Source organism: Caballeronia sp. GAFFF1, from assembly GCF_023630705.1.
Classification (GTDB): Bacteria; Pseudomonadota; Gammaproteobacteria; order Burkholderiales; family Burkholderiaceae; genus Caballeronia.
In genome coordinates this window covers 76043-90900 of the sequence record NZ_JALQEM010000019.1, presented here as the reverse complement: position 1 = coordinate 90900, position 14858 = coordinate 76043, and the positions used below count along the sequence as shown (strand labels likewise).

The 14858-nt window shown below is 58.9% G+C and carries 13 protein-coding genes; 8 read left to right on the top strand and 5 right to left on the bottom strand.

The genetic code is table 11. The features are described from left to right. Positions 1-167 precede the first annotated feature (167 nt). The 6 genes from NCR37_RS10285 to NCR37_RS10260 all read left to right on the top strand — a co-directional run bounded on the left by NCR37_RS10285 (position 168) and on the right by NCR37_RS10260 (position 6948). Positions 168-1109, top strand: coding sequence for an NAD-dependent epimerase/dehydratase family protein (locus NCR37_RS10285; protein WP_250472906.1), 942 nt, complete (start codon positions 168-170; stop codon positions 1107-1109). A 67-nt stretch (positions 1110-1176) separates the two neighbouring features. Next, entirely contained in the window at positions 1177-3033 is a 1857-nt protein-coding gene (locus NCR37_RS10280) for a DUF4422 domain-containing protein (protein WP_250472905.1), read from the top strand. Positions 3034-3049: 16 nt separating this feature from the next. Then, positions 3050-4201 (top strand): UDP-galactopyranose mutase, encoded by a 1152-nt coding sequence (gene glf / locus NCR37_RS10275; protein ID WP_250472904.1) that lies wholly within the window; start codon positions 3050-3052, stop codon positions 4199-4201. A gap of 90 nt (positions 4202-4291) precedes the next feature. Continuing rightward, positions 4292-5173, top strand: coding sequence for a dTDP-4-dehydrorhamnose reductase (gene rfbD, locus NCR37_RS10270; RefSeq protein WP_250472903.1), 882 nt, complete (start codon positions 4292-4294; stop codon positions 5171-5173). Continuing rightward, positions 5170-6078: a glycosyltransferase family 2 protein gene (locus NCR37_RS10265; protein ID WP_250472902.1), complete on the top strand. Its 909-nt coding sequence runs from the start codon at positions 5170-5172 to the stop codon at positions 6076-6078. The genes rfbD and NCR37_RS10265 overlap by 4 nt, the downstream gene beginning before the upstream one ends. Positions 6079-6126: 48 nt before the next feature. Beyond that, the gene (locus NCR37_RS10260; protein WP_250472901.1) at positions 6127-6948 is read left to right on the top strand and encodes a sulfotransferase family 2 domain-containing protein; all 822 of its coding nucleotides are present in this window, start codon (positions 6127-6129) and stop codon (positions 6946-6948) included. Position 6949: 1 nt separating this feature from the next. On the opposite strand, the gene cysC is transcribed toward NCR37_RS10260, so the two are convergent. Both cysC and NCR37_RS10250 read right to left on the bottom strand, forming a co-directional pair. Further along, the gene (cysC, locus tag NCR37_RS10255; protein WP_250472900.1) at positions 6950-7531 is read right to left on the bottom strand and encodes an adenylyl-sulfate kinase; all 582 of its coding nucleotides are present in this window, start codon (positions 7529-7531) and stop codon (positions 6950-6952) included. 80 nt (positions 7532-7611) lie between these two features. Next, positions 7612-9777, bottom strand: coding sequence for a glycosyltransferase (locus NCR37_RS10250; RefSeq protein ID WP_250472899.1), 2166 nt, complete (start codon positions 9775-9777; stop codon positions 7612-7614). A gap of 302 nt (positions 9778-10079) precedes the next feature. Between NCR37_RS10250 and NCR37_RS10245 the strand changes: the two genes are divergently transcribed. Continuing rightward, the gene (locus NCR37_RS10245) at positions 10080-10895 is read left to right on the top strand and encodes an ABC transporter permease (RefSeq protein ID WP_250472898.1); all 816 of its coding nucleotides are present in this window, start codon (positions 10080-10082) and stop codon (positions 10893-10895) included. 3 nt (positions 10896-10898) lie between these two features. After that, the gene (locus tag NCR37_RS10240; protein ID WP_244847092.1) at positions 10899-11612 is read left to right on the top strand and encodes an ABC transporter ATP-binding protein; all 714 of its coding nucleotides are present in this window, start codon (positions 10899-10901) and stop codon (positions 11610-11612) included. Positions 11613-11805: 193 nt separating this feature from the next. Here NCR37_RS10240 and NCR37_RS10235 read toward each other — a convergent pair whose 3' ends face one another. The 3 genes from NCR37_RS10235 to NCR37_RS10225 all read right to left on the bottom strand — a co-directional run bounded on the left by NCR37_RS10235 (position 11806) and on the right by NCR37_RS10225 (position 14839). After that, entirely contained in the window at positions 11806-13431 is a 1626-nt protein-coding gene (locus NCR37_RS10235; protein ID WP_250472897.1) for a hypothetical protein, read from the bottom strand. Positions 13432-13500: 69 nt separating this feature from the next. Continuing rightward, on the bottom strand, positions 13501-13893 hold the full coding sequence (locus tag NCR37_RS10230) for a GtrA family protein (protein WP_250472896.1): 393 nt from the start codon (positions 13891-13893) through the stop codon (positions 13501-13503). Beyond that, positions 13886-14839 (bottom strand): glycosyltransferase family 2 protein, encoded by a 954-nt coding sequence (locus tag NCR37_RS10225; RefSeq protein ID WP_250472895.1) that lies wholly within the window; start codon positions 14837-14839, stop codon positions 13886-13888. The genes NCR37_RS10230 and NCR37_RS10225 overlap by 8 nt, the downstream gene beginning before the upstream one ends. Positions 14840-14858 lie beyond the last annotated feature (19 nt).

The window sequence follows — 14858 nt, the reverse complement described above, 5'->3', positions numbered from 1 at the left end:
GCTTGCCTGAGGCATTTACCATGCTCACCGACCGCGCGTAGAAGCGGCATGCGGAACCACCCGCCGTATTTTCGACGCGGGCCGTGGTCTTCGATAAGAACAGGGAGCAGTGAACTTTGACAGCGTGCCGAGGCGGCAGACCATAAGGCGCGCAAACGGAACTTGAGATGAACGCACTCATTACGGGCGGATTCGGCTTCATCGGCTCTCATCTGGCTAACTACCTGGTCTCCGAGGGCTGGCACGTCAAGATCGTCGACATCGAGGGCGCGGTGCCCTGTATTCCGCTTCCACCCGAGAAAGTCACGACGATTTACGGCAAGTATTTCGATCCCGTCGTGATGCAGAACTCCCTCGTCGATGTCGATGTCTGTTTCCATCTGGCATCGAGTGTCGGCCCGGCGAACTCGAATGACAAAGTAACGTTCGACATCGAGACGAACCTGCTCGGAACCATTCAGTTGCTCGAAGCCATGCGCCATTCCGGCGTGCGGCGCATTGTGTACCTTTCCTCGGGCGGAACAGTCTACGGCGGCCCGCACTCGATCCCGATCACAGAGGACATGCACGGCGCGCCGTCGTGCTCTTACGGTATCGTCAAAAAGGCCGTCGAGCATTACCTCTCGCTGTATCAAAAGCTCCACGACCTCGAATACAACGTCATTCGGCTTGCGAATCCCTATGGCGTCGGACAGCGCCTGCACGCGAACCAGGGCGTGATTGCGAATTTCATCGGCAAGATACTTTCGAACGCCCCGCTGGAGATTTGGGGTGACGGTTCCGTGGTGCGGGACTACGTGTATATCGCCGATGTCATCCGGGCAATCGGAATAGCCGCCACGAGCGAAGCCCGCAACGACGTTTTCAATATCGGTTCGGGCGTTGGTCTAAGTCTCACGCAAATCGTCGATCTGCTGAAGAACGAGTGTGGTCTTGACTTCCAGGTCAACTACACGCCATCGCGCAAGGTCGACCAGCCTATCAATGTCCTGGATATCTCGAAAGCCAGGCAGCGCCTGGAATGGTCTCCGAAGATCTCCATTACGGAGGGCATTGGCCGAACGCTGGAATGGGCAAGAAACCAGACCCAGGTCTTGCAGAGTCGCTGAACCTAATAACTAGATCCTGCGGTGCCGGCGGCACGGCAGTCAGTGCCGACGTTCTTCTGAAGCAATAATGAAAATCTCGATCTACATCAATTATTTCAATTCGGCACATCTGCTGGAGACTGAATCCCTCGTGCCCATTCAGACGGGGCGCGCCATAGCGAAGCACCGTTTGCCCATGCTGGGCGATGACGCGGGCGACAATATGTCGGCGAAGAACCCGGCGTATTGCGAACTGACCGGGCAGTATTGGGTCTGGAAGAACGACAAGACATCCGACTACGTCGGATTCATGCACTACCGCCGTCTGTTCGATTTTTACCCCGAACTGAAGAATCGCATCGTGGATGCAGCGGGCGTCGTGGTGGAAGAGCGATTCACGAAGGAGATGCTCGATCGCTATGGTCTGAATGATGATGCGATCCGCGAATGCGTCGAAGGTTACGACATGATTTTGCCGGAACCCTGGAACGTTTCGCCGTCGGGCAGCAAGACCATTTACGAGCATTACAAATCGGCGCCGGCGCACCATATCGAAGACCTCGAGCGCGCGGGCGAGATCATTAACGCGACCTGTCCGGAGTTTTATCCGGACTTCAAGTCGGTGATGAATTCAGAAGCCGGATTCTTCACCAACATGTTCATCTTCAGGCGTGAGATCTTCGAAGAGTATTCGCAGTGGCTCTTCAAGATTCTCTCGGAACTGGAAGGCAAAATCGATACGACCGGCTATGACGCGTCAGAGTGCCGCGCAATAGGCTACATTGCGGAACGCATGATGGGCGTGTTCGCCACTCATGTCCTTCGCACTCGTCCGACGCTGAAAGTGCGGTACTTGCGTCGCGTGTTCGTGCGTGACACGAAGCCATACGCGCTCTGTCCTCCAGTACCGCAGTCCGATTTGCCGCTCGTGTCGATCGTCGCGGCGACCGACCACAATTACGTGTCGCATATGGCGGCACTCATTGCGTCCGTCTTTTCGAATGCGAGCCGTTCCCGGTTCATCGATTTTCTTATTCTTGACGGCGGTATCACTGACGATGACCGGCAGGGCCTGCGCATGCTGGAGCGGTTGCACCCGCACGCGCGGATTTCGTTCATCGATATGTCGATGCAGTTTCTCGACATCGAAGCGCACATGTACTTTACGCGCGCCACGTTCTACCGCCTCGCACTGCCGGACATCGTGCTGGACCGGCCGCGACTGCTCTTCCTCGATACCGATGTCGTAGTGCTCGACGACGTGAGCAAGGTGTTCGATACGAATCTCGAAGGGAAATCGATCGCGGCGGTACGCGACCTCATCATGCGGGCGTTCGTCGTTCAGGGCGTGCCTTCCATCGCCACGCTCGGCGGGAAGCCGAGCATGAAATATTTGTCGGACTATCTCGGCCTTGGCGATGATCACGGCAGCTACTTTCAGGCGGGCGTCATCCTGTTCGACCTTGAAAAGCTGCGCGCTCTTAACATGAGCGAGAAGATGATCGCGGATCTTCGCAACCGGCGTTACTGGTTTCTGGATCAGGACGTGCTCAACAAACATCTTGCGCGTGACGTGAAGTACCTGAGTCCCAACTGGAACTGCGTCAGCCTGCCGGCCGAACTCGGCGGTGTATTGCCGGATGCCCTGAATCGAGAGTACGAACGCTCCATTCAGGCGCCCTCTATCATTCACTACGCGGGCGGACAGAAGCCGTGGGATAACTTCGATTCCTTCTTCGCGCATTACTACTGGTATTACCTTCGCCTGACGCCCTGGTACGAACGCGTATTGGCGCGCATGGTTAATGCTGGCCCGAAAACGTCGACTTCCGCGAGGAAGTCCACGGCGACTCGCTGGATGGCATCGCGAATCTGGCGCTCCATGCCCGGATTCATGCGGCGCCGTTTGTGGAATACGGCCGTCGCGCTCGAGAAGCGCTTGTGATCGCAGGAGTCGAGAAATGACACGGAATATTTTGATTGTAGGTGCGGGCTTCTCGGGTGCCGTAATAGCGCGGGAACTGGCGGAGCAGGGTTTCCGCGTGACCGTGCTCGAATCGCGCGATCACGTTGCGGGCAACTGCCATACTGAGCGAGACGAAGAAACTGGCGTGAACGTTCACGTGCATGGGCCGCACATTTTTCACACCGACAACGAACGTGTGTGGGCCTACATCCAGCGGTACGATGAGATGATGCCCTACATCACGCGGGTGAAGGCGACGACGGGAGGCGCCGTATATGGACTGCCGATCAACCTTCACACGATCAACCAATTCTTCTCCAAGACGCTGAGTCCTCGCGAAGCTGAAGCGTTCATTGCCGAGAAAGCGGACAAGTCGATCGACGTGGCGGTCAGCTTCGAGCAACAGGCGCTCAAGTTTCTTGGCGAAGAGCTCTATCACGCCTTCTTCCGCGGCTACCCTATCAAGCAATGGGGCCTGCCGCCGAGCGAACTGCCCGCATCGGTGCTCAAGCGGCTGCCGGTGCGCTTCAATTACGACGACAACTACTTCAATCACAAGTATCAGGGCATTCCGAAGAACGGTTATACGTACATCGTCGAAGGCATTCTGAAGCACGACAATATCACCGTTCAACTGAACACCCGATTCTCCCGCAGCGATGCAGCAGCCAGTGACCACGTTTTCTTCAGCGGCCCACTGGATAGCTGGTTCGAACACAAGTTCGGGCGGCTGGGCTATCGCACGCTGAAGTTCGAACCGATTCGCGATGTAGGCGACTATCAAGGCTGTGCTGTGATGAGCTACCCGGAAGAGAGCGTGCCTTACACTCGAATCTCGGAGCACAAGCACTTCGCTCCTTGGGAACAGCACGACAAGACAATCGCGTTCAAGGAATACAGCAGCCTCTGCCAGCCGGATGAGACTCCGTACTATCCGATTCGTCTTGTCGAAGAGCAGAAGATCCTGGGTCAATACGTCGAGGCGGCCGCTTCAGAGAAGAACGTCACTTTCATCGGGCGGCTCGGCACTTACCGTTACCTCGACATGGACGTGACCATCCGCGAGGCGTTGGAAACGGCTGACCTCTTCCTCAAGCTGGCGCGCCAAGGCGGAGAGATGCCGCCTTTCGTGGTGTCACCGCTTTAAGGTAGAGAGCGCAACGTCGGCTGTGGCTTCTTGCCACCGCGTGTCCAAGTAAATGCGAATCGTGAAAGATTCGATCGTGGGATTGAGAGAATGGCGTCTTCGGATAGAGTAATTCTGGTGACTGGCGTGCGCGGACAGCTCGGTTTCGAACTGCTGCGTTCGCTGCAAGGATTGGGGCGAATCGTCGCTGCCGATCGATCGGTAATGGATCTGTCCGACCCTGACAGCATTCGCCAAGTGGTGAGCGAGTTTCGCCCGGCGGTGATCGTGAATCCGGCAGCGTACACAGCCGTCGACAAAGCGGAACTGGAAACCGCGACGGCGGCCGACGTCAACGCGCACGCGCCGGCCGTAATGGCCGAAGAGGCGAAAAATCTCGGCGCGCTGCTGGTTCAGTTTTCGACCGATTATGTGTTCGACGGCCGGAAGGCAGGCGCCTATACGGAAGAGGATGAGCCCAATCCGCAGAACGTCTACGGACGCACCAAGCTGGAAGGGGAGCAGGCAGTCGCGGCGAGCGGGTGTCGCCATCTGATCTTTCGTACGAGCTGGGTGTACAGCAATCGCGGCCAGAACTTCCTCACAACGATGCTGCGGCTCGCGACCGAACGTGAGGAGCTTTCGATCGTATCCGATCAGATCGGTGCGCCGACATGCGCGTCCGCGATTGCTGCAATGACGAGTCAGGTGTTGGCTCAGGCGCTGTCGCGTCCTGATTGGGGCGACGATCACACCGGCTTATACCACTTCGCTGCCGCAGGCGAGACGTCCTGGTTCGGCTTTGCGCAGGCGATCTTCGATCTGGCCAATCTCGATAAGGCGCGCGTGCGCCCGATCACGAGCGCGGAATATCCCGCTCGCGCCGTGCGTCCTGCTAACTCCCGGCTCGACACCTCGAAGCTGCGCGCGACCTTCGGCACCGTGCCGCAGGACTGGCGGGAGGCGCTCGCGCTCTGCATGAGCCAGCGATGATCGCCCACTGCGGCGCGGTCGTCGTCTTTTACCACCCCGATTCAGAGTGCATCGCACGCGCAAACGCTATCGCCCAATGGTGCGAGTGCATCGTCGTCGACAACACGCCCGTGTCTGACGTGAGCGGCGACGTCGCGGCCAAGCTGCATTCCGGCGTCGTCTATGTGGCCAACAAAGCGAACGTCGGAATCGCGACGGCGATCAATCAGGGCGTCGCGGAATTGCGGATGCGTGGTCACGACGCGGCCATTCTGTTTGACCAGGACAGTTCTGTCACCCAGTCACTGATTGAAGAGTTGTACCGCGCGCTGAATGCATCGCGTGATCTCGACGCCAAGGTGGCGCTGGTCGGCCCTGCCTACGAAGATCCACGTCTGCGCGGTGTTGCGCCGTTCGTTCGCTTCGGCTATTTCAGGCTACAGCGCGTAGCGCCGACCGGTAATTCGCCAGTCGATGTCGATTTTCTAATAAGCTCCGGATCGTGCATTAATCTGAAGCTGTGGGATGAGATTGGTCCAATGGACGACGGTCTTTTTATCGATTTCGTGGACACGGAGTGGTGCATGCGCGCCCGCACGCGCGGTTACAGATTATTGGGGTTGCCTTGGGTGAGAATGGTTCACGAGTTGGGGGAAGCGCCGGTTCGTGTTCTTGGGCGAAACTATCCCATGCATTCTGCGCTTCGCCATTACTATTTATTTCGCAACGCAGTTTATCTGCTTCGTCGCGGCGACGTGCCTCTGACGTGGAAGACGACCGAAGCAGTCAAACTTCCCTTCAGATTGCTGATTTATGCGTGTTTTATTCCGAATGGGGCTGCGCACGTGCGGATGTCCGCCCGCGGCATCCGCGACGGTTGGACCAAGCGCATGGGTCCTTTCGTAATATCTGACAAAGCAGGATAGCCATCGATTATGTAGACTCGCATTAGTGAAACGCGATGGCTACCGGCAATGACTATTCTGTACTTCCCCGAGCACAAGCTCAGGTTCATCCGCATCCCTAAGAACGCATGTTCGACGGTTATTAACAGCCTCGGACATTCCGTCATTAATGGGGCGCATCCGCATCAGTTCGGTGCGCGCTTCGAGGCAGCACAAGAGGGCGCGCAAGACTGGCCGTGCATTGCAGTGTTGCGCGATCCTTTCGAGCGCGCGGTTTCTGCGTATCTGAATAAATTGACGGACATATTGGCGGAAGAGTTGTTCGTTCATGAACTGCTCGACTACATATGGCGTGCGCAGAGAAAGCGCCAACGTCCGGATTGGCGCACTTCCATCACTTTCCGCGAGTTCGTGGTACACCTTGCGTCCTTTCCGGACGAACAACTGGATATGCACTGGCGCAGCCAGTCGTCGTTCCTGGGCGACGAGGAACCCACCGTCGTCCTCGAGATGCGCCGACTCGAAGAGCAATGGAAGACGCATCCTCTGCTTCGGTCGATCGAGCTACGGAAGTTCGCGCCGCACGCGACGCATTCGGAACTCAATATTGGCGAAGACGTGTTCGACGTCCCCGGGGAGGCCTTCGTCGGCTTCAAGGCGGTGTGCGGTCAATATCCGTCGCCGGAGAGCTTCCGCGACCCTTACCTCGTGGATTTGATCCAGAAGCGATTCGCTAACGATTATCGACTGCTGGCCACGGCGAACTTCTACGAGGCGACCGGCGAGACGGCAGTCTCGCACGACGTCGCCGCTCTGCGTGACGTCGTTGCTGAAACGCAGGCGGACGTTCAGGAGAAGCGGGAAGTGGCTCCGGCCAATCAGACCGGCTGAATCAAGGGGACGCTGGGCGTGCGCGGCGAGCCAGGTGGTCCATGATCGCCTGAACGCACTGATCGGGGCTGGAGCCTTCAGTCGAAAGACGTAGGTCTGGGGATTCCGGCGCTTCGTACGGGCTGCTGATTCCGGTGAATTCCTTGATGGCGCCCTTGCGTGCCTGCACGTACAGTCCCTTCGGATCGCGTGCTTCGCATAACATTAGCGGCGTGTCGACGAAGACTTCGATGAAGCGGCCAGCGCCGACAATGTCCCTGGCGCGCGCGCGCTCGGACTGCAATGGCGATATCAGCGCAACCACAGGAACGATCCCGGCATTGGCCGCGAGGCGCGCAATTTCCGCTGCGCGCCGCACGTTCTCCGCGCGATCTTGCACAGAAAATGACAGGTCGCGGCTCAACCCGTTGCGCAACACATCGCCATCGAGCAGCAGTGCCGCGTGACCGCGTTGTCGCAAGACGGCGATCAGTCCATTCGCGATCGTCGACTTGCCGGCGCCGGAAAGACCTGTTAGCCACACGCACGGAAAATCATTAGCTTCAGACATCGTTATTTCGTACACCGATTTCTTGGTGACCAACGCGGTATCTCTCGCCGCGTGGTCGTTACACCGAACAGCGACTCAGTACGCCAATCATCGCGTGCTGATAATCGAGTGACTTAGCATTCGAATTGCCCGATCCGCGGCTGCTTTGCCAACTCAAACGGCTGCCCGGAAGTTTCAAGCGTGAGATTCGGGTTGTAGAACGGATCGCGCAGCAGCAATTCCCCCCAACGGCTCTCCATCCATCCGATTTCGCTCATGAAGCGCTTGGCTTTCTCGGGTGCCATGTCGGAGCCGCGCGTAGCGGACTCGTGATGGTAGAGCCACGCATGCGGCGTCCATACGTTCCGATAGCCGGCTTCACGTACTCGGATGCAAAAGTCCACGTCGTTGAATGCGACCGCCAGTTCCTCGTCCAATCCGCCCACGGCCTCGTAAATGGATTTTCGGATGACGAGGCAGGCTGCGGTGACGGCTGAGAGATTCTGGGTCGACACGGCGCGGCCGAAATAGCCGAACGAATGCCGCGGGGCTTTGTAATGCATATGCCCGGCGATGCCGCCGAGTCCGAGAATGATTCCGCCATGTTGCAATGTGTCGTTGGGATACCAGAGGCAAGCACCGACTGCGCCGTTTCCGGGCTGAGCGGCGAGCGACACTAATTCTTCCATCCAGTCAGGCGAAAGAACTTCGATGTCGTTGTTCAACAGGCAGATGAACTCGCCATTCGCCTGCGCGACCGCGCCGTTGTTCAGTGCCGAGAAGTTGAAGGGCCGGTCGTCTCTGAGCACCCGCACATTAGGCCGGCCTCGGAGGGTATCGAAGTACTGGAACGTCTCTGTCTTGACGCTGCCGTTGTCGACTACGATCACCTCGAAGCGCGGATAGGTGCTCTTGGCGAAGATGCTCTCGATGCATTGGCGAAGTAACTCCACGCCGTCTCGCGTAGGGATGATGATCGAAAGCAACGGTGCGGGCGCCGGCACGCCATAGCGGACACGAATCAGGTCGATGTCCGGTCCTTGCCGCTCCGCCTTGCCGTCGATACCGATACGCGCAAGATGTTCATTGACCGCCCGAATGCCCGCATCCAGCGCATACGGCTTGGCGCCTCCCTTGCTCGCCGTGCTTTCGGGCGTGACTCTCCAATGATAAAGCACATGGGGAATATGACGGACCGCCTCGCTTCCGGCGGCCTCGATACAACGCAGCGCGAGGTCGTGATCCTGGCTACCCTCGAACCCTCGCCGGAAGCCGCCGACTTGCCTGATCAATGCCGCGTCATACACGCCCAGATGCGAGAAAAGATTCTGCGCGAGGAAGAGTTCCTGGTTGAAGTCGCTCTTGAAGTAAGGGGCCTTCCGGGTGCCGTCGAGTTCGATCTTGTCTTCGTCGCTATAAAAAAGCCGCGCGTTGGGATACTCATTGATCGCCTTCACGACCATGAAAAGGGCGTGCTCCGGCAAGATGTCGTCGTGGTCGAGCAGGGCGATGAACGCACCGGTCGCAATGCCGAGCGCACTGTTGCTTGCTTCGGAAATGTGGCCATTCCGCTCGCGGAAAACGACCTTCACGCGGGCATCCTCGGACGCGAGTTGCTCCAGGAAGGGGCGAATCTCCGGTTTCGTCGAAGCGTCGTCGGCGATGCAGAGTTCCCAGTGCGGATAGATCTGCGAACGGACCGACTGAACCATTTCGGTCAGGAGTTGCAAGTCGCTGTCATAGACCGGCACGAGCACGGAGATGAGCGGCTGAGACTTGAACTCTCCCACTGCCGCCGTGAGCTGCGCTCGTTTCGCCGCATCGATGCTGTCATGGCGACGGATCCATGCCGCGTAGGCCTCGGGAGACGTGTCCCCCGCGGTGGGCTGCAAGATGCGGACAGCACGGCGGCGCACGCCGTCGAATCCCTCTCTTCGAAGAATCGCGTGATAGTGCGTCAGCGCGGGCCCGACGCCCCCACGCATGCGCAGATGCTGTGAGACGGAATTCAATGCCCGCTGCAGCCGCCGCATGCGAGTGACACCGATCCTGAGCGGCGCCGTCACTCGCCACGACATTGAATCGCGCATTGCCTGTAGATCAGCCTGAAGCCGCGCGATGGTGCGCTCTTGAGCCGCAATGACATTCTGCGGGTCGTGTCGACTCGCGGCCTTCGGTTCCTCCGCGATGTTCTCGCCGTCGACCATGACACGTTCCTGGCTGGCGACCTGCTGTGCCGATGTTGCTTCGAGGTCGCCGCTGTGCTGCGGCCGCGACGTATTGACGTTGTCCTTCGGCATAAGGGACGCTCCGGGAAGAATTCCGCTCAAACCTTGTAGTATAGCTTCAGAGGCTTTGGCGGGCGGCTCAGCGGATGACTGAGGTAGAATTTTGGTTTCAGCAAACCTGCGCAACCGCAGAACGGTCGCTCAGTCGCCTTCAGTCGCCTTTAGTCGGCGGCGTCGTTGGAAACCGCCATCCCCCGCTTACAATGTGTGGCCTTATCCGCGTAACGTCGCTACTGGAGGCAGGTGACCCCGTATTCACGCGCGGTTCGTCGCCGCTCGCGGACTTATAAGCATTCAGGAGGAAACAGGCTCACATGCAAGACACTTCCAACATGCCGGTAGAGGGTCGAGCCTCACGCGCACTAGGCGACCTCGTCGACGGCATCAAGGCCTTTCCCATCTGGTCGACCTTGGCTTGGCAGGACATCAGGCAACGCTATCGCCGCTCGGTCCTGGGACCGTTGTGGATCACCTTGACGATGGCCGTGACCATCGCGGCAATGGGCCCGCTTTACGGTGCGCTGCTCAACTTCAGCACCGAAGACTTCGTGCCGTACCTGGCGCTAGGCATTATTACGTGGGGACTCGTGTCCACATTGATTCTGGAAGGCTGCATCGTCTTCACGGGCGCGGACAGCATCGTGCGGTCTGTGCGCTTGCCGCTGACATTGCATATCTTCCGCAGTGTCTACCGCAACTTCCTGTTCTTCGCTCATAACATTCTGGCGTACATCCCGGTAATGCTGTATCTGAGCATTTCTCCGAAGGTCGAATGGCTCATGGCCATCCCGGGCTTGCTTCTTATTGCCATTGCCGCAGTTCCGCTTTCGCTGATTCTGGGAATTTTTTGCGCGCGTTTCCGGGATATGCAGCCGATCGTGGGGAGCGTGGTTCAACTGGCTTTCTTCCTCACGCCGATCTTCTGGAAGCCGAACGCGCTCGGTCATCGCGCCTATTTCGCCGAGTGGAACCCGCTGTATATTTTTATTCAACTTGTGCGCGGACCGCTTTATGGCCCTATGCCGGATGCGTCGTTGTACGAGGGGGCAGGGGCGTGCATCGTGGTCCTGTTCGCGATCGCCATACCGCTGTTCATCCGTTTCCGCTCGCGAATCGCTTTCTGGATCTAAAGCATGGCCTTTCTTAGCTTAAGTAACTGCAGCCTTAACCTGCCGGTTTATGGAGCCAGCAATCGATCGCTGAAACAAATGGTCCTGTCCGCGGCCACTGGCGGACGCATCGCGGCCAATAGCCGGAAGCTCACAGTTGTCGAGGCGCTGCGAGATGTGACGCTGGAAATCAAGGCGGGCGACCGGGTCGGCCTCGTCGGCCATAATGGCGCGGGCAAGACGACGCTGTTGCGCATGCTAGCCGGCATCTACGAGCCGACGACGGGCCGGTTTTGCTCGAAGGGACGAGTGACCAGCCTGCTCGACCTCACGCTGGGGCTCGACTACGAAGCTACCGGCTACGAGAACATCGTGCTTCGCGGTCTTATCCTCGGCGCGTCCAAGGCCGAGATGGTGCGGCTGACGCCGCAGATAGCGGAGTTCTCCGAGCTCGGAGATTATCTGCAGATGCCGGTTCGCACTTATTCGAGCGGGATGGTCTTGCGACTCGCTTTCGCGATCGTGACGAGCATGCATGCGGATGTGCTGCTCATGGACGAATGGCTGAGCGTCGGCGACGCATCGTTCGTCAAGAAGGCGGAAGCACATATGACCAAGTTCGTCGGTAACGCGGACATCCTGGTGCTTGCGTCCCATAACAAGGACATCATCGATGACCTTTGCAACATGATCGTCGAGATGGAGCACGGGCGGGTGAAGGACGTCCGCCGAATCTGATTTTGGGCGCAACGAGGGCTGCGGGCACGTCGTTCAAACGGACGCCGTGCCCGCAACCCTTTCACCGCTCGTCGTGAGCCGGGCCAGACTGCCGCACTTCATTCACGAGAGCGACGTAGGGAGCCCGGAGAAGCGATGCGCCATGGCGGCGCCCAGCCGCGAGGCAAAGAGGTCGGCCGTCGCGAGTCATCAACTACCGCGCGCTCTCCACGCGACACCATTGATACGGATACACTCCCGCTCCGATGCGGGCGTCGTAAAGCTTGCAAGAACCGACGTCGAGCACGAAGCCGTAGTCTGCGAGAGCAGTCTGTGAGTCCGCGATCTCACGCGCGTTTCGCGCGGCATCGTACGCGCCTTTGTCGAGGTAGGCCGGGATCAGCGCATACACCGGTCCGCCGCGCGAATGCGCCATCGCGTGAATCCGTTCGTCGTACGCAGGCCGCGCTTGCGGGAAAGCTGACCTGATCGTGGCGAATGCGACCGATTCGGGAAACATCGGAACCAGCCAACCGAGCGGCGGGTCGCCGGCGGTCAGGATGACGGTCGTCCTTTCGGCAGCGGAGAGGGGAGGCAGATTGATAGAAAACATCTTGCCCGACCAACGTTCATGCCCCCACGAATGCGCGCCGCCGGCCACGACCAGCATAGAGCAGGCGATAAATGCGCGCTTGGCCAGCTTGGTCGCTCGCTCATAGGTTGTCATCTGGCGAAGCATCAGATAAATAACGAGAGGCAGACAGAGTTCGATCGAGACAAGGTAGCGCTGAATGCTGAAGACGTTCATCCACACGACATAGCCGATTGCCACATATGCAATGACGTATCGGCCACGGGGCGGCAACGGCGCACTTTCTTTGCGTCTGAGTCGCCGAACGGCGCGCGCGCCCACCCACCACCAGAAGCAAACGTAGGCCAAAGCCCAAATCACTTGATGCAAACGGGCTTGTCCGACTCGGCGCGGGTCCACCGAGAAGATGAATGGCCATGCGAGGGATTCCCACACGTTTTTGGGAAACCAGACCGTATCTACGATCGCCACCGATGAGGTGAGTGGACTCGGAAAAACCGAGCTGAACTGCGGATAGAGCGGATTGCCGTACTGATGCCACATCTGCGCGAACCAGAAGCCTCCAGTGAGCGCGAGTCCCGCCAAGACGCCCACGCCGAAGAGGAACGCGGTCAGCACGCGCCTTGGCAACGACACGGGAGCGACGAGCAGTCCGACGCACAACGCGACGGAGAACACGGCTGTCGTCAGTTTGAGGCCGGCGCCTGCACCGGAGACGATCCCTGCAATCACCACCATTGCCATGACGCGCGCGCTGCGCTGCGCGAGTCGTGGCCACACCTGCAACAGCACGAGCAGCGCGCCGAGGCTGAAGAGGGCAGTCGTATCATCGCCCATGCTGTTGCCGATGCCAGACAGGAAGTTGGCCGTCAGACAGCCGGCGATGGCGAGCCAGAAAGGCGTCCGATACCTCGCGGTCTCGGGCAGATCGTCCAGCGTGAGGCGGCAGATTCCGAGCAGCAGGACGAAGTTCAAACCGTGCATGACACCCATGATGAAGGCCACCAGCATGGGCGGCAGATGCATCGTCATCAGGTAATAGGGCACGTCCAGCAGCGGGTTGAAATAGCTCTGCATACCAGCAGGAGCCAGGTCGACCGACAGCCTTCCGTGAAGGAAAGCAAACGCGTTATACAGGTGATAATTGCGTAAGTCCCAGTTGGCGTCCGCGCCCTGAGCCAGCGAGAACAAGCCGAAAACCAGTGGAAGGATCCAGGACGCGCGCATGAGCGATCGCGGACTGTTCATGTCGATGCGTCGAAACCTATGCGTCCGATCGCTTGCCGTCGTCGTATCCATCGAGATGTGTGCTGCTTTTCAGTTTCTGAAGGCCCAGAACTTGGCTGCCGCGAAATTCACACACATGCCTGCAAGCGAACCGATGGCGACTGCCGTTCCCGGGCGATAAGCGCCGTCATGCAGAAGGCGCAGGGCGATCGCGTACGCGATGTAGTTGACCGCGCCGCCCGCCGACATCGCGAGCAGATATTCGATCCATTCACGCGAGGCCGAGCGTCCTGTTTCAGTCGTGAACGTGTAGCGCCGATTGATTCGCCAGGTGACGAATGCAGCGCAAAGAAATGAGATGACGCGTCCGATGTGCGGCCCCGCTCCGAGCCCCAATGCCGCGTATAGCACGCCAGCATCGACGAAAAAGCCAATGGCTCCCGCAACCCCGAAGCGAATGAACTGAGACTGCCAGTCAGTCATTGTCGAATTCGCTCGCCAGCGGGGGAGACGACAGGTAAGCGAGGTGCTTCATCTCATTGCGCCCCCGCGTGACGGTATCGAGCACGATGCCGCAAATGAGCAGGATGGCACCCAGCAGCATGAGGCCGCTGCTGAGGATCACGGTAGGAATTCTCGGTACCAGCCCCGTTTTGACGAAAGTTTCGAACACCGGGATCGCGAAGCCGACCGACATCAGCGTGCAGACGAGGAAGCCGGCCGTGAAGAAAGCCAGTGGCTTCTCCGACTTGAACAACCTGCCGATCATGAGCAAGATCCGAAGCCCGTCGCGATAGGTGTTCAGCTTGCTCGTCGAACCTTCAGGGCGCGACTTGTAGTTGGTCACGATTTCCGCAACCGGCATGCGCAGGCCCAACGCATGGACCGTCAACTCTGTCTCGATCTCGAAACCCGCCGAGTGAGCAGGAAAGCTTCGAGCGAACCGCCGTGAGAAGACGCGGTAGCCCGACAGCATGTCCTTGAATGTCCGGCCGAAGATGGCAGCCGCGCATTGCGTCAGCAACACGTTTCCAAACCGGTGCCCGAGGCGATAGGCGGTTTGCTCGTCGGACAAGCGTGAGCCGACCACCATGTCGAGCCGGTTGCGAAGAAGCGTCTCGATCAGCGCGGGTGCCGCCGACGCATCGTAGGTTGCGTCGCCGTCTACCATCACGTAAATGTCCGCATCGACGTCTGCGAACATCCTGCGCACGACGTTGCCTTTTCCCTGCAGCGAGACGGATATGACGCTTGCGCCTGCGTTGCGTGCGACGCTCGCAGTGTTATCGCTCGAGTTGTTGTCGAACACGACGATGTCCGCGTGCGGCAGACTTGTTCGAAAGTCTCTCACGACGGTTGCAATCGCAGCGGCCTCGTTGTAGCAAGGAATGACGACAGCGGTGCGAAGCGGTTTTGTAGATTGAAGCATAGACACTCGACATTGAGTA

What these genes read in the sequence shown, in the direction of transcription:
- NCR37_RS10285 (WP_250472906.1), top strand. Translation starts at nt 168, where the DNA reads ATGAACGCACTCATTACGGGCGGATTCGGCTTCATCGGCTCTCATCTG.
- NCR37_RS10280 (WP_250472905.1), top strand. Translation starts at nt 1,177, where the DNA reads ATGAAAATCTCGATCTACATCAATTATTTCAATTCGGCACATCTGCTG.
- glf (WP_250472904.1), top strand. Translation starts at nt 3,050, where the DNA reads ATGACACGGAATATTTTGATTGTAGGTGCGGGCTTCTCGGGTGCCGTA.
- rfbD (WP_250472903.1), top strand. Translation starts at nt 4,292, where the DNA reads ATGGCGTCTTCGGATAGAGTAATTCTGGTGACTGGCGTGCGCGGACAG.
- NCR37_RS10265 (WP_250472902.1), top strand. Translation starts at nt 5,170, where the DNA reads ATGATCGCCCACTGCGGCGCGGTCGTCGTCTTTTACCACCCCGATTCA.
- NCR37_RS10260 (WP_250472901.1), top strand. Translation starts at nt 6,127, where the DNA reads ATGACTATTCTGTACTTCCCCGAGCACAAGCTCAGGTTCATCCGCATC.
- NCR37_RS10250 (WP_250472899.1), bottom strand. Translation starts at nt 9,777, where the DNA reads ATGCCGAAGGACAACGTCAATACGTCGCGGCCGCAGCACAGCGGCGAC.
- NCR37_RS10245 (WP_250472898.1), top strand. Translation starts at nt 10,080, where the DNA reads ATGCAAGACACTTCCAACATGCCGGTAGAGGGTCGAGCCTCACGCGCA.
- NCR37_RS10240 (WP_244847092.1), top strand. Translation starts at nt 10,899, where the DNA reads ATGGCCTTTCTTAGCTTAAGTAACTGCAGCCTTAACCTGCCGGTTTAT.
- NCR37_RS10235 (WP_250472897.1), bottom strand. Translation starts at nt 13,431, where the DNA reads ATGAACAGTCCGCGATCGCTCATGCGCGCGTCCTGGATCCTTCCACTG.
- NCR37_RS10230 (WP_250472896.1), bottom strand. Translation starts at nt 13,893, where the DNA reads ATGACTGACTGGCAGTCTCAGTTCATTCGCTTCGGGGTTGCGGGAGCC.
- NCR37_RS10225 (WP_250472895.1), bottom strand. Translation starts at nt 14,839, where the DNA reads ATGCTTCAATCTACAAAACCGCTTCGCACCGCTGTCGTCATTCCTTGC.